At 70.5% G+C, this 13,342-nt stretch carries 12 protein-coding genes; 9 read left to right on the forward strand and 3 right to left on the reverse strand.

The features are described from left to right. Window positions 1–79: 79 nt before the first annotated feature. Complete coding sequence (locus ACFVQZ_RS31390; protein WP_030495323.1) at window positions 80–1,702, forward strand: MFS transporter; 1,623 nt, start codon at window positions 80–82, stop codon at window positions 1,700–1,702. 129 nt (window positions 1,703–1,831) lie between these two features. Next, complete coding sequence (locus tag ACFVQZ_RS31395; RefSeq protein ID WP_383628175.1) at window positions 1,832–2,248, forward strand: peptidase inhibitor family I36 protein; 417 nt, start codon at window positions 1,832–1,834, stop codon at window positions 2,246–2,248. Here the strand turns inward: ACFVQZ_RS31395 and ACFVQZ_RS31400 are convergent. Together ACFVQZ_RS31400 and aceE are read right to left on the reverse strand one after the other, a co-directional pair. Next, a complete protein-coding gene (locus tag ACFVQZ_RS31400) occupies window positions 2,229–3,095 on the reverse strand; it encodes a potassium channel family protein (protein ID WP_383628130.1) in 867 nt (288 codons plus the stop codon). The two genes, ACFVQZ_RS31395 and ACFVQZ_RS31400, sit on opposite strands and share 20 nt — an antisense overlap. An 89-nt stretch (window positions 3,096–3,184) precedes the next feature. Further along, window positions 3,185–5,917, reverse strand: coding sequence for a pyruvate dehydrogenase (acetyl-transferring), homodimeric type (aceE, locus tag ACFVQZ_RS31405; protein WP_030495320.1), 2,733 nt, complete (start codon window positions 5,915–5,917; stop codon window positions 3,185–3,187). Window positions 5,918–6,361: 444 nt separating this feature from the next. Here aceE and ACFVQZ_RS31410 point away from each other — a divergent pair, with 444 nt between their 5' ends. From ACFVQZ_RS31410 to ACFVQZ_RS31435, 6 genes are all read left to right on the forward strand, one after another. Next, window positions 6,362–6,784: a DUF3052 domain-containing protein gene (locus tag ACFVQZ_RS31410; protein ID WP_383628132.1), complete on the forward strand. Its 423-nt coding sequence runs from the start codon at window positions 6,362–6,364 to the stop codon at window positions 6,782–6,784. Window positions 6,785–6,998: 214 nt separating this feature from the next. Further along, complete coding sequence (locus ACFVQZ_RS31415) at window positions 6,999–7,457, forward strand: peroxiredoxin (RefSeq protein ID WP_030495318.1); 459 nt, start codon at window positions 6,999–7,001, stop codon at window positions 7,455–7,457. Window positions 7,458–7,622: 165 nt separating this feature from the next. Next, entirely contained in the window at window positions 7,623–8,198 is a 576-nt protein-coding gene (locus ACFVQZ_RS31420) for a TerD family protein (protein ID WP_030495317.1), read from the forward strand. A 143-nt stretch (window positions 8,199–8,341) separates the two neighbouring features. Next, window positions 8,342–8,917, forward strand: coding sequence for a TerD family protein (locus tag ACFVQZ_RS31425; protein ID WP_030495316.1), 576 nt, complete (start codon window positions 8,342–8,344; stop codon window positions 8,915–8,917). Window positions 8,918–8,946: 29 nt separating this feature from the next. After that, a complete protein-coding gene (locus tag ACFVQZ_RS31430; protein WP_030495315.1) occupies window positions 8,947–10,089 on the forward strand; it encodes a DUF475 domain-containing protein in 1,143 nt (380 codons plus the stop codon). Window positions 10,090–10,236: 147 nt separating this feature from the next. Continuing rightward, window positions 10,237–10,974 carry a Tellurium resistance gene (locus ACFVQZ_RS31435; protein ID WP_030495314.1) on the forward strand — a complete coding sequence of 246 codons (738 nt, stop codon included), beginning with the start codon at window positions 10,237–10,239 and terminating at the stop codon, window positions 10,972–10,974. 47 nt (window positions 10,975–11,021) lie between these two features. Here ACFVQZ_RS31435 and ACFVQZ_RS31440 read toward each other — a convergent pair whose 3' ends face one another. Continuing rightward, a complete protein-coding gene (locus tag ACFVQZ_RS31440) occupies window positions 11,022–11,927 on the reverse strand; it encodes a TerD family protein (protein ID WP_383628135.1) in 906 nt (301 codons plus the stop codon). A 222-nt stretch (window positions 11,928–12,149) separates the two neighbouring features. Here ACFVQZ_RS31440 and ACFVQZ_RS31445 point away from each other — a divergent pair, with 222 nt between their 5' ends. Next, window positions 12,150–13,334 carry an HpcH/HpaI aldolase/citrate lyase family protein gene (locus tag ACFVQZ_RS31445; RefSeq protein ID WP_383628137.1) on the forward strand — a complete coding sequence of 395 codons (1,185 nt, stop codon included), beginning with the start codon at window positions 12,150–12,152 and terminating at the stop codon, window positions 13,332–13,334. Window positions 13,335–13,342 lie beyond the last annotated feature (8 nt).

The raw sequence follows: 13,342 nt of genomic DNA on the forward strand, positions 1-13,342 counted from the left end.
GTACCTGTGAGCTACATGACAGTTACCGACGTGTGAATCACTTTGTCAATTGTCAGTGACTGTCACTAGCCTCGTTCCCATGACTAGTCAGACCAGTGTGGAAAAGGCCCCGCAGGGCCAGGGGGGCGCCCGGGAACCGGCTCCGGTTCCGGCGAAGGGCCTGCGCGGCCACCCCTGGCTGACCCTCTTCGCCGTCGCGGCCGGCGTCATGATGGTGGCGCTCGACGGCACCATCGTCGCCATCGCCAACCCGGCCATCCAGGCCGACCTCGGTGCCACCCTGGACCAGCTCCAGTGGATCACCAACGGCTACCTGCTCGCGCTCGCCGTCGCCCTGATCACCGCCGGCAAGCTCGGCGACCGCTTCGGCCACCGCCAGACCTTCCTCATCGGCATCGCGGGCTTCGCCGCCGCGTCCGCCGCGATCGGCCTCTCCGACTCGATCGCCTTCGTGATCGCCTTCCGCGTCCTCCAGGGCCTCTTCGGCGCCCTGCTGATGCCGGCCGCGCTCGGCCTGCTGCGCGCGACCTTCCCGGCCGAGAAGCTGAACATGGCCATCGGCATCTGGGGCATGGTCATCGGCGCCTCCACGGCGGGCGGCCCGATCCTCGGCGGCTTCCTCGTCGAGCACGTGAGCTGGCAGTCCGTCTTCTTCATCAACGTGCCCGTGGGCGTGGTCGCGCTCGCGCTCGGCCTGGTCATCCTGAAGGACCACCGCGCGGAGAACGCGCCGCGCTCCTTCGACGTCCTCGGCATCGCGCTGCTCTCCGGCGCGATGGGCCTGCTCGTCTGGAGCCTCATCAAGGCGGGCGCGGACTGGGGCTGGACCAGCGCCAACACCTGGGGCTGCCTGATCGGCTCGATCGTCCTCTTCGCGGTCTTCGCCGTCTGGGAGACGAAGGTCGCGGAGCCGCTCATCCCGCTCGGCATGTTCCGCTCCGTGCCGCTGTCGGCCGGTGTGGTGCTGATGGTCCTGATGGCCTTCGCGTTCATGGGCGGCCTCTTCTTCGTGACCTTCTACCTCCAGGGTGTGAAGGGGCTCGGCCCGATCGACGCCGGTCTGCGGCTGCTGCCGCTGACCGCGATGATGATCGTCTCCTCGCCGCTGGCGGGGGCGCTCATCACCCGGTTCGGCCCGCGGGTGCCGCTGGTCGGCGGCATGGTGTGCACGGCCGTCGCGATGTTCGGCATGATCTCGCTCTCGGCCGGTACGAGCACGCTGGCGATGTCCCTCTGGTTCGCCCTCCTCGGCCTGGGCCTGGCCCCGGTCATGGTCGGCGCCACCGAGGTCATCGTCGGCAACGCGCCGCTGGAGCTCTCCGGTGTCGCCGGCGGCCTCCAGCAGGCGGCCATGCAGGTCGGCGGCGCGCTCGGCACGGCGGTGCTCGGCGCGGTCATGGCCTCCAAGGTCTCCAGCGCCTTCGAGGAGAACTGGAAGGCGGCCGGCATCCCGGTCCCGCCCGACCCGCGCCTGGAGGAGGCCGCCGAGTTCGGCATGGCCCCGCAGGAGATGGCGCAGGCGCCCGGCATGACGCCGGACCTCTTCGCCAAGATCGCGGACGTCATCCACGACACCTTCCTCGACGGCATGGGCCTGGCCTTCACCGTCGCCGGTGCGGTCGCCGTGGTCGCGGCGCTGGTCGCCACGCTCACCAAGCGCGGCGAGAACGCGCAGGCGGGCATGGGCGGCGGTCACATCTGACCCGGAGGTCCCTTAAGGGGTCGTCACCCGTTCGAAGGAACGGGGGCGGCCCCTCTTCCGTTCAGGGCGCCGCGTCCCCCATGATCCTGATTACAGAGAGTGACGACATGGGGGTTGATCTGCATGAACATGAAGGTGTCCGTGGTGCTGGCGGGGGCGTCGGCCCTGCTCCTGGCCGCCCTCCCGGCATCGGCCGCACCGGCCGCACCGACGGCTGCGTCGGCTTCGTCGGCGCCCGCGGCGGCTCCGGCCGCCGGGACGGCGCTCGGGGCGTGCGGGCCCGGACGGCTCTGCCTCTGGCCGAAGCCGGACTTCAAGGGCCGGCCGTGGACGTACGAGCTGGCGACGACGGACCTGGACAGCTGCGTGGCCCTGCCGGCCGGGGCCTCGGCCCAGTCCCTGGCGGTCCGCACGGGCCGGCCGGTGACCGTGTACCAGTCGGGGGAGTGCGCGGAGACGGGCGAGTTCGAGACGTACCCCGGCCGGGGCACGTGGGCCCCGCAGACCCCGTACGAGGTCAGAGCCTTCAAGCTGTGGGAGCGCTAGCCCCGCCCGCCCCGGGCACGACCGCCTCGGCCGGCGGTGCCGCCGGGGGCACGGGCGGGGTCGCGGGCGGCGAGGGTACGGCCGACGGGGCTGCGGCCTGCGGGGGTACGGGGCCGGGGCCCGACAGGCGGGCCACCTCGGCGCGGAGGTCGCGGACCTCGCGGGTCAGCGCCTCCAGGAGTTCCGTGTGGCGCCGCTCGACCGCGTCGTCGCGCTCGAAGCGGGCGATGAACCAGGCCGCGATGTTGGCGGTGACGACACCCAGCAGCGCGATGCCCGACAGCATGAGCCCGACCGCGAGCACCCGCCCGAGCCCCGTCGTCGGCGCGTGGTCGCCGTAGCCGACGGTCGTCATCGTCGTGAACGACCACCAGACGGCGTCGCCCAGGGTCTTGATGTTCCCCTCCGGCGCGTCCCGCTCCACGTGCAGCACCGCCAGCGAACCGAACATCATCAGTCCGGTCACGGCTCCCGCCACATAGGTGGTGAGCGTGATCTGCGGGGCCATCCGGGCCCGCCGGCCCACGAGGAGGAGGGTGGAGACCACGCGCAGCAGCCGCAGCGGCTGCACCAGCGGCAGCAGGACCGCGAGCAGATCGAGGGGATGGGAGCGGACGAACGCCCAGCGGGACGGGGCGAGCAGCAGACGGACCAGGTAGTCCAGCGCGAAGGCGGCCCACACCGCCCACTCGGCGTAGTGGCACAGGCGGAGCACCCACGCCTCGGCGCCGGGCGCGACGATCGGCACCGCGTAGGCGATGCCGAAGGCCACCGCCAGGACCAGCAGCGGGGTCTGGGTGCGCTCTTCCCAGCGGACGTGCGGGGGGCGCTCCTTCTTCACGGACATGCCGGGCATCGTAAGGAATGCCGAGGGGCGGCGGGACCGCCGGTCCCACCGCCCCTCACCGCCCGCGCCGCGCGGGCCCCGTCACGGGGTCAGGCGTCGCCGCCCGCCGGACCCGGGTCGGCCGCCGCCACGTCGAGCAGCTGGTAGCGGTCCACCGCCTGCTTCAGGACCGCGCGGTCCACCTTGCCGTCACGGGCCAGCTCGGTCAGCACCGCGAGCACGACCGACTGGGCGTCGATGTGGAAGTACCGGCGGGCGGCGCCGCGGGTGTCCGCGAAACCGAAACCGTCGGCGCCGAGCGAGGTGTACGCACCCGGGACCCAGCGGGAGATCTGGTCCGGCACCGAGCGCATCCAGTCCGAGACCGCCACGAACGGGCCCTCGGCGCCCTGGAGCTTGCGGGTGACGTACGGGACGCGCTGCTCCTCGTCCGGGTGGAGCAGGTTGTGCTCCTCGACCGCCACCGCCTCGCGGCGCAGCTCGTTCCAGGAGGTCGCGGACCACACGTCGGCCTTGACGTTCCACTCCTCGGCGAGGATCCGCTGCGCCTCGACCGCCCACGGGACGGCGACGCCGGAGGCCATGATCTGGGCCGGGATCGTGCCGGCCTCGGCGCGCCGGTAGAGGTGGATGCCCTGGAGGATGCCCTCCACGTCCACGTCCTCCGGCTCGGCCGGGTGCTGGATCGGCTCGTTGTAGACCGTCAGGTAGTAGAAGACGTCCTCGGCCTCCGGGCCGTACATCCGGCGCAGACCGTCCTTGACGATGTGCGCGATCTCGAAACCGAACGCCGGGTCGTAGGCGACGCACGCCGGGTTCGTCGAAGCGAGGAGGTGCGAATGACCGTCCGCGTGCTGGAGGCCCTCGCCGGTGAGCGTGGTGCGGCCGGCGGTGGCACCCAGGACGAAGCCGCGCGCCAGCTGGTCGGCCATCTGCCAGAACTGGTCGCCGGTCCGCTGGAAGCCGAACATCGAGTAGAAGACGTAGACCGGGATCAGCGGTTCGCCGTGGGTCGCGTAGGCGGAGCCGGCGGCGATCAGCGAGGCCGTGCAGCCGGCCTCGGAGATGCCGTCGTGCAGCATCTGGCCGGTCGGCGACTCCTTGTAGGCGAGGAGGAGTTCGCGGTCCACCGCCTCGTACTGCTGCCCCAGCGGGTTGTAGATCTTGGCGCTCGGGAAGAAGGAGTCCATGCCGAAGGTGCGGTACTCGTCCGGCGCGATCAGCACGAAGCGCTTGCCGATCTCCTTGTCCCGCATCAGGTCCTTCAGCAGCCGGACGAAGGCCATCGTGGTGGCGATCGACTGCTGGCCCGAGCCCTTGCGGACGGCCGCGTAGGCCTTGTCGTCCGGCAGCGCCAGCGGACGGGCGCGCACCACCCGGGTGGGCACGTAACCGCCGAGCGCGTTGCGCCGGTCGTGCATGTACTGGATCTCCTCGGAGTCCCGCCCGGGGTGGTAGTACGGCGGCAGGCCGGACTCCAGCTCCTTGTCGGACACCGGGATGTGCAGCCGGTCGCGGAAGCGCTTCAGGTCGTCGACCGTCAGCTTCTTCATCTGGTGGGTGGCGTTGCGGCCCTCGAAGTTCGGGCCGAGGGTCCAGCCCTTCACCGTCTGCGCCAGGATCACCGTCGGCTGGCCCTTGTGGGCCTTGGCCGCCGCGTAGGCCGCGTAGATCTTCTTGTGGTCGTGGCCGCCGCGGCCCAGGTGCAGGATCTGCTGGTCCGACATCGACTCGACCATCGCCCGCAGCCGGTGGTCGTCGCCGAAGAAGTGGTCGCGGATGTACGCGCCGGTCTCCGTGGCGTACGTCTGGAACTGCCCGTCCGGCGTGGTGTTCAGCTTGTTCACCAGGATGCCGTCCCGGTCCTGCGCGAGCAGCGGGTCCCAGGAGCGGTCCCAGATCAGCTTGATGACGTTCCAGCCGTTGCCCCGGAAGATCGACTCCAGCTCCTGGATGATCTTCCCGTTGCCGCGGACCGGGCCGTCGAGCCGCTGGAGGTTGCAGTTGACGACGAAGGTGAGGTTGTCGAGGCCCTCGCGGGCCGCGATGGAGAGCTGCCCGAGCGACTCCACCTCGTCCATCTCGCCGTCGCCGAGGAACGCCCACACGTGCGACTTGGAGGTGTCGGCGATCCCGCGCGCCTCCATGTAGCGGTTCATCCGGGCCTGGTAGATCGCGCCGAGCGGACCGAGGCCCATCGACACTGTCGGGAACTCCCAGAAGTCCGGCATCAGCCGCGGATGCGGGTACGACGACAGCCCGTTCGGGTACTTCGACTTCTCCTGGCGGAAGCCGTCGAGCTGCGCCGGCGTCAGCCGGTCGAGGAGGAAGGCGCGGGCGTAGATGCCGGGGGAGGCGTGGCCCTGGAAGAAGATCTGGTCGCCGCCGTCGCCCTCGTCCTTGCCCCGGAAGAAGTGGTTGAAGCCCACGTCGTAGAGGGAGGCGGAGGAGGCGAAGGTCGCGATGTGGCCGCCGACGCCGATGCCCGGGCGCTGCGCGCGCGAGACCATCACGGCCGCGTTCCAGCGGGTGGCGTTGAGGACCTTGCGCTCGATCTCCTCGTTGCCGGGGAAGAACGGCTCGTCCTTGGTCGCGATGGTGTTGACGTAGTCCGTGCTGCGCATCTCGGGCACGGCCACCCGCTTCTCGCGGGCGCGCTCGATCAGCCGGAGCATCAGATAGCGGGCCCGCTCCCGGCCGCGCTCGTCGACGGCCGCGTCGAGGGAGTCGAGCCACTCCTGGGTCTCTTCGGGGTCAAAATCCGGGACCTGGCTGGGAAGGCCGCCAATGATGATCGGACTGCGATCGGATCCGGGAGCCACGCTGTTCCTTCGCTGGTCGGGGGGAACCCCGCGAGGGCGGGGAGCCCCTTGGAGGCCGGGATGTCCGAGGCCGGGAAAGTCCATCGTCCACCCGGCCCGCGGCACACGTCATCTTTACCGAGAGGTAACCCTCTCCGCGCCCTTCTTGCCCACCGGGTGCGGTCAAATCGCAACCTTACGCCCAATCCGCGCATGCGTTCCGGCGGAGCGTTCGGCAGACTGAAACCGCAGAAACCCGCGAAGCGGGACGAATCGTGTACGCCTGATCACGGAGCGCTGTCGGAAGGCGCCGGAAGTTGCGGTGAGACGGCCCCAAACGTCACCGTTTCGGCGGTCTCCACGGCCGGGTACTTGCGCGATCCGCCCCGTCACGTGTGGACTACGGCCAGCGCCGCGCGCACGCGCGGCCCGAGCATTTTCCGTTACATGATCAGGAGGCAAGCCGTGAGCGCGACCGCGGACCACGCGGAGGAGCGGACCAACCCGGCGGCGAGGCTGGGGTTCGAGCCCGGACAGGTGGTCCAGGAGATCGGCTACGACGAAGACGTCGACCAGGATCTCCGTGAAGGCATCGAGTCCATCATCGGCCAGGAGCTCATGGACGAGGAGTACGACGACGTCGCCGACGCCGTCGTCCTCTGGTTCCGTGACGAGGACGGTGACCTCACCGACACACTGGTGGACAGCATCGGTCTGCTGGAGGACGGCGGCAACATCTGGCTGCTGACTCCGAAGACCGGCCGCGACGGCTACATCGAGCCGAGCGACATCACCGATGCCGCGCAGACCGCTGGGCTCTCCCAGTCCAAGAGCATCAGCGTCGCCAAGGACTGGACGGGCACCCGCCTGGCCGCTCCCAAGCGCTGATCCCCCTTCTGCGCGAAAGCCCCCGCCGGTCCGCCGGCGGGGGCTTTCCCGCGTCCCGGCCCCTCCCCGGCCCTTCCCCGCCCCCTCCGCGCCCCCCTCGCGTCCCTCGGCACGCCTCCGTCCCCGGCCCCGCGGGCGCCCGCCGGGCAGGCCGTAGGGTGGGGTTCACCGGTTCGGCCCAGAGGCCGGGCCCCGTCGAAGGGATGCGTACGCGATGGCGATCGAGGTCGGCACCAAGGCCCCCGATTTCGAGCTCAAGGACAACCACGGCCGCACCGTCCGGCTCTCCGACTTCCGCGGCGAGAAGAACGTGGTGCTGCTCTTCTACCCCTTCGCCTTCACCGGCGTGTGCACCGGCGAGCTGTGCGAGCTCCGGGACAACCTGCCGAAGTTCGTCAACGACGACACCCAGCTGCTCGCCGTCTCCAACGACTCCATCCACACCCTGCGCGTCTTCGCCGAGCAGGAGGGCCTGGAGTACCCGCTGCTCTCCGACTTCTGGAAGCACGGCGAGGCGTCCCGCGCCTACGGGGTCTTCGACGAGGACAAGGGCTGCGCCGTCCGGGGCACCTTCATCATCGACAAGGAGGGCGTCGTCCGCTGGACGGTCGTCAACGCCCTGCCCGACGCCCGCGACCTCGACGCGTACGTGAAGGCCCTCGAAACCCTCTGATTCCGCCCCGCGGCAACCGGAATCGGCGGCTTCCGCCGACATCCCCCGATTCCGCGCGCGAATCGCCTGTTTCGACGGGGAACCCGTCACTAGGATCCAGTCGTTGATCCGATGCCAACGCACGACCGGGGGCGCTGCCCCTGAAAACCAATGATGGAGGGACTCGTGGGAGTCAGCCTCAGCAAGGGCGGCAACGTCTCGCTGACCAAGGAGGCCCCTGGCCTCACCGCCGTGACCGTCGGTCTGGGCTGGGACGTCCGCACCACCACCGGTACGGACTTCGACCTCGACGCCAGCGCCATCCTGGTGAGCGAGGCCGGCAAGGTGCGCAACGACCAGGACTTCGTCTTCTTCAACAACCTCAAGAGCGCCGACGGTTCCGTCGAGCACACCGGCGACAACCTCACCGGTGAGGGCGAGGGCGACGACGAGCAGGTCAAGGTCAACCTGGCCGGCGTGCCCGCCGACGTCGCCAAGATCGTCTTCCCGGTGTCCATCTACGACGCCGAGAACCGCCAGCAGTCCTTCGGCCAGGTGCGCAACGCGTTCATCCGCGTCGTCAACCAGGCCGGCGGCGCCGAGATCGCCCGGTACGACCTCTCCGAGGACGCCTCCACCGAGACCGCCATGGTCTTCGGCGAGCTGTACCGCCACGGCGCGGAGTGGAAGTTCCGCGCGGTCGGCCAGGGTTACGCCTCGGGCCTGCGCGGCATCGCGCAGGACTTCGGCGTCAACGTCTGAGCCGCACACCCTCAGGGCCGTCCGCGGCCCCGGCCCCCGCGGCCGGGACCGCGGCCCGCTCGACGCCGTCCGGCGCCGCACAGCACGTGCGGCGCCGGACGTGCCTCATGGCAGCAGCAACCACCGGGGAGGAACCGAACACCATGGGCGTCACGCTCGCCAAGGGAGGCAACGTCTCCCTCTCCAAGGCCGCACCCAACCTCACCAAGGTCCTCGTCGGCCTCGGCTGGGACGCGCGGTCCACCACCGGAGCCCCCTTCGACCTCGACGCCAGCGCCCTCATGTGCCAGGCCGGCCGGGTCCTCGGCGACGAGTACTTCGTCTTCTACAACCAGCTGCGCAGCCCCGAGGGTTCCGTCGAGCACACCGGCGACAACCTCACCGGCGAGGGCGACGGCGACGACGAGTCCCTCATCGTCGACCTCACCCGCGTGCCGCCCCAGTGCGACAAGATCGTCTTCCCGGTCTCCATCCACGACGCCGACAACCGCGGCCAGACCTTCGGCCAGGTCAGCAACGCCTTCATCCGGGTGGTGAACCAGGCGGACGGACAGGAACTCGCCCGCTACGACCTCTCCGAGGACGCCTCCACCGAGACCGCGATGATCTTCGGCGAGCTCTACCGCTACAACGGCGAGTGGAAGTTCCGGGCGGTCGGTCAGGGGTACGCGTCCGGGCTGCGGGGCATCGCTCTAGACTTCGGGGTCAACGTTTCGTAAAGCCGCGTTATCACACAATGGGGTAGGCAGTGGTTCTGAAAACCTTCGGCTGGTCGTTCGCGATCACCGCGCTCGGCCTGGTCGCCGCAGTTCTCTACGGGGGGTGGAAGGCGTTCGGGATCGTCGCGATCCTCTGCATCCTCGAGATCTCGCTCTCCTTCGACAACGCCGTGGTCAACGCCGGCATCCTGAAGAAGATGAATGCCTTCTGGCAGAAGATCTTCCTCACCATCGGCATTCTGATCGCCGTCTTCGGAATGCGCCTGGTCTTCCCCATCGTGATCGTCGCGGTGAGCGCCAAGATCGGTCCGATCGAGGCCGTCGACCTGGCGCTCACCGACGCCAACCGCTACCAGGAGCTCGTCACCGACGCGCACCCGTCGATCGCCGCCTTCGGTGGCATGTTCCTCCTGATGATCTTCCTCGACTTCATCTTCGAGGACCGTGACATCAAGTGGCTCGGCTGGCTGGAGCGCCCGCTGGCCAAGCTCGGCAAGGTCGACATGCTGTCGGTCTGCATCGCGCTGATCGTCCTGCTCGTCACCTCGATGACCCTCGCCACCCACGCCCACCAGCACGGCGGCACGCACGCCGACAAGGCGCAGACGGTCCTCATCTCCGGCATCGCCGGCCTCATCACCTACCTCGTCGTCGGCGGTCTCTCCGGCTTCTTCGAGAACAAGCTGGAGGAGGAAGAGGAGCGCGAGCACGAGGCCGAGGAAGAGGCCAAGCGCAGCGGCAAGAAGGTCTCCGCCGTCCAGCTCGCCGGCAAGGCCGCCTTCTTCATGTTCCTCTACCTGGAGGTCCTCGACGCCTCCTTCTCCTTCGACGGCGTCATCGGCGCCTTCGCCATCACCAACGACATCGTCCTCATGGCCCTCGGCCTCGGCGTCGGCGCCATGTACGTCCGGTCCCTCACGGTCTACCTGGTCAAGCAGGGCACCCTCGACGACTACGTGTACCTGGAGCACGGCGCCCACTACGCCATCGGCGCCCTCGCCGTCCTCCTCCTCGTCACCATCCGGTACGAGATCAACGAGGTCATCACCGGCCTCATCGGCGTCGTCCTGATCGCCTGGTCCTTCTGGTCCTCCGTCCGCCGCAACCGCGCACTGGCGGCGGCCGAGGGCGGTTCCCCGGGCGACAAGGCCGAGGTGAGCTCCGGGGTGTGACACCCTGCACCCGGGTGTGCGCCCCGCCACGGGGTGTGACACCGGGGACAATGAGGAACGCTTCCCTGCGGGGCGGCCGGCCCGTCCGGTCGCCCCGCAGGCGTGTGACCGCCGGACGAGGCGACCGATGTGGGGGGTGGGGGCCCGATGGCCTTCTGGGACAACCTGATTCCGGGGCGGACGACGTCCTTCGACAACGGTATGGGCGCGTCCCACACCATCGACCTGACCCGGCGCCGCCCCACGGTCTCGCTGGCCAAGCAGGGCGGCGCCACCGGCAACCTCCGCGTCAACCTCTCCTGGCGGATGCGGACCTCCGACATCGAGGGCCGCTCCCGGCAGAGCGGCCGGCTGCTGCGCAACCCCGCCCAGTTCTTCAAGCCCGAGGTCGTCCAGGCCCACACCCAGGGCATGGTCAACGTCGACCTCGACCTCGGCTGCCTCTACGAGCTCAAGGACGGCAGCAAGGGCGTCGTCCAGCCGCTCGGCGGCTTCTTCGGCGACCTCAACGCCGCCCCGTACGTGAAGCTCAGCGGCGACGACCGGTTCGGCGCCCCCTCCGGGGAGACGATCTTCGTCAACCTCGATCACCAGGACCAGATCGAGCGGCTGCTCTTCTTCGCGTACATCTACGACCAGACCCCGGCCTTCGACCGCACCCACGCCACGGTCACCCTCTACCCGAGCAACGGCCCCCGGATCGAGATCGAACTCGACGAGCGCGCCCCCCAGGCCCGCTCCTGCGCCGTCTTCTCCGTGGACAACAGCAAGGGCGAGCTGCTGGTCCGCCGCGAGGTGCGGTTCGTGTACGGCTTCCAGGCCGAGCTGGACCGGCTCTACGGCTGGGGCCTGCAGTGGGGCCGCGGCTACAAGTCACGGACGTGACCGCGGCCCCCGGCGGCTTACCGGGCCCGGCGGGCCCGCCGCCCCCGTCACGGCCGCTGGAACTGCGGCCCCATCGGCGGCATCCGGAACTCCGGGACCGGCTCCGGACCGGCCCCGGTGTGCACCGGCTGCGGATAGCCGTACGCGGGTGCCGGGCCCGGCACCGGGGCCTGCGGGTAGCCGTAGGCGGGCGCCCGGTCGGGCATCGGCGGCACGGGCGGCGCCGGCGGCCGGGGCGTGTGCACGACGGTCGCGTCGGGGTCCGGCCCGGGGGCGGAGCCCGTACCGGCGCCCGCGCCCGCTCCCGTACCGCCCTCGGCGGCGTCCACGAAGGCGGTCTCGGCCCCCGGGTCCGCCGGGGTCCCGGCGGCCGTCTCCGGGCCGGACGGCGGCCCGTCGGGCTCCTCGTCGACCGAGATGCCGAAGTCCGTCGCCAGCCCCACCAGGCCCGTCGGATAGCCCTGGCCGACCGCCCGGAACTTCCACCCCTCGCCCCGCCGGTACAGCTCGCCGCAGATGACGGCGGTCTCCTCGCCGGTCTCCGCCGTCACGTCGAACAGCGCCAGCTCGCGCCCGTCCCCGCCCGCGGCGTCGTACAGCACGATCCGCAGGTCCGTCACCGAGCGGAACGTCCCGCCGTCCGAGGAGGCCGCCAGCACCACCCGGTCCACGGACGGGTCCAGCGCGCCCAGGTCCGCCTCCACCGTGTCCGTCAGCGCGTCCGCGACCCGCTTCTTCGGCAGCCGCCGCACCAGGCCCGACGGGTGGCGCGGCTGGTTGTAGAAGACGAAGTCCTCGTCGGAGCGGACCCGCCCGTCGGGCCCCAGGACCAGGGCCGAGGCGTCCACGTCGGGGACCCCGGGGCCCGGGGTCCAGCGGAGCACGGCCCGTACGGCCGCGGTGTCGAGAGGGACGTTCGAGCCCTTCAGCATCGCGTGCGTCATGACGGCCATCCTGCCCTCCGGCCCGACCGGGGGACAACGCGGGGGCGCCGCGGGAAGCGGAGCGGCGCCGTACGCCCCGGACGGACCGGCGCGGACACGGGTGGAGGTGCGGGACCCGACAGGGACGAGTTACCTGGATTTCACGCGGAGCGGGAACTACGGACACCCGTACCTACGTACTATTACCGGCCACATGTCGTCAGGGCCCAGGCAAGCAGACGGGGGACACACATGCGTCATTTCGGGCACATCCCCTCCGCGGTACGGAGCGGGCTGTTCCATCGCGAGCCGGCGGAATTCACCGCCGACTCGCCCGCACGCGTGCTCGCGGTCGCCCTCGGCGCCACCCTCTACAGCCCCGCCACCCGCCCCCGCCTCGCCGACGACATCCGCAAACAGGCCGCCCGCGGCGTCGTCTCCATGGTCCTCTGCCTGGAGGACTCGATCAGCGACGCCGACGTCGAGGCCGGCGAGGGCAACCTCGTCCGCCAGTTCCGCGACCTCACCGACCGGCGGGACACCGCCCCCGCCGACGGCCCCGGCATCCCGCTCCTCTTCATCCGCGTCCGCGAACCCCGCCAGATCACCGACCTCGTCACCCGCCTCGGCGACACCGTCGGCCTGCTGTCCGGATTCGTACTCCCCAAGTTCACCGAGGCCCGCGGCGCCGCCTTCCTCGACGCCCTCACCCGCGCCGAGCGCACCGCCGGACGCCGCCTCTACGCCATGCCCGTCCTTGAGTCCCCCGAACTCCTCCACCTGGAGACCCGGGCCGAGACCCTCGCCGGCATCGCCGCCGTCACCGAGAAGTACCGCGACCACGTCCTCGCCCTCCGCCTCGGCGTCACCGACTTCTGCTCCGCCTACGGACTCCGCCGCTCGCCCGACATGACCGCGTACGACGTCAAGGTCGTCGCCCACGTCATCTCCGACGTCGTCAACGTCCTCGGCCGCGCCGACGGCAGCGGCTTCACCATCACCGGCCCCGTCTGGGAGTACTTCCGCCCCGGCGAGCGCATCTTCAAGCCCCAGCTGCGCCGCAGCCCCTTCCTCGAAGGCCGCGCCGAGGACCTGCGCACCGCCCTCATCGAACACGACATGGACGGCCTGCTCCGCGAGATCGAACTCGACCGCGCCAACGGCCTCCTCGGCAAGACCTGCATTCACCCCACCCACGTGCTGCCCGTCCACGCCCTGTCCGTGGTCAGCCACGAGGAGTGGAGCGACGCCCAGGACATCCTCCGGCCCGAACAGGACGGCGGCGGAGTCCTCCGCTCCGCCTACACCAACAAGATGAACGAAGTGAAACCGCACCGCGCCTGGGCCGAGCGCACCCTCGTCCGCGCCGAGGTCTTCGGCGTCGCCCGCGAGGACGTCGGTTTCGTGGAACTGCTCACCGCCGGCCTCGCCGGCTGACGAAAGGA

This window comes from Streptomyces sp. NPDC057854, from assembly GCF_042797055.1.
Lineage (GTDB): Bacteria > Actinomycetota > Actinomycetes > Streptomycetales > Streptomycetaceae > Streptomyces.

Coding starts and splice junctions, on each gene's coding strand:
- ACFVQZ_RS31440 (WP_383628135.1), bottom strand. CDS start 11,927: ATGGCCGTCATGACGCACGCGATGCTGAAGGGCTCGAACGTCCCTCTC.
- ACFVQZ_RS31400 (WP_383628130.1), bottom strand. CDS start 3,095: ATGTCCGTGAAGAAGGAGCGCCCCCCGCACGTCCGCTGGGAAGAGCGC.
- ACFVQZ_RS31425 (WP_030495316.1), top strand. CDS start 8,342: ATGGGCGTCACGCTCGCCAAGGGAGGCAACGTCTCCCTCTCCAAGGCC.
- ACFVQZ_RS31445 (WP_383628137.1), top strand. CDS start 12,150: ATGCGTCATTTCGGGCACATCCCCTCCGCGGTACGGAGCGGGCTGTTC.
- ACFVQZ_RS31415 (WP_030495318.1), top strand. CDS start 6,999: ATGGCGATCGAGGTCGGCACCAAGGCCCCCGATTTCGAGCTCAAGGAC.
- ACFVQZ_RS31435 (WP_030495314.1), top strand. CDS start 10,237: ATGGCCTTCTGGGACAACCTGATTCCGGGGCGGACGACGTCCTTCGAC.
- ACFVQZ_RS31395 (WP_383628175.1), top strand. CDS start 1,832: ATGAAGGTGTCCGTGGTGCTGGCGGGGGCGTCGGCCCTGCTCCTGGCC.
- ACFVQZ_RS31390 (WP_030495323.1), top strand. CDS start 80: ATGACTAGTCAGACCAGTGTGGAAAAGGCCCCGCAGGGCCAGGGGGGC.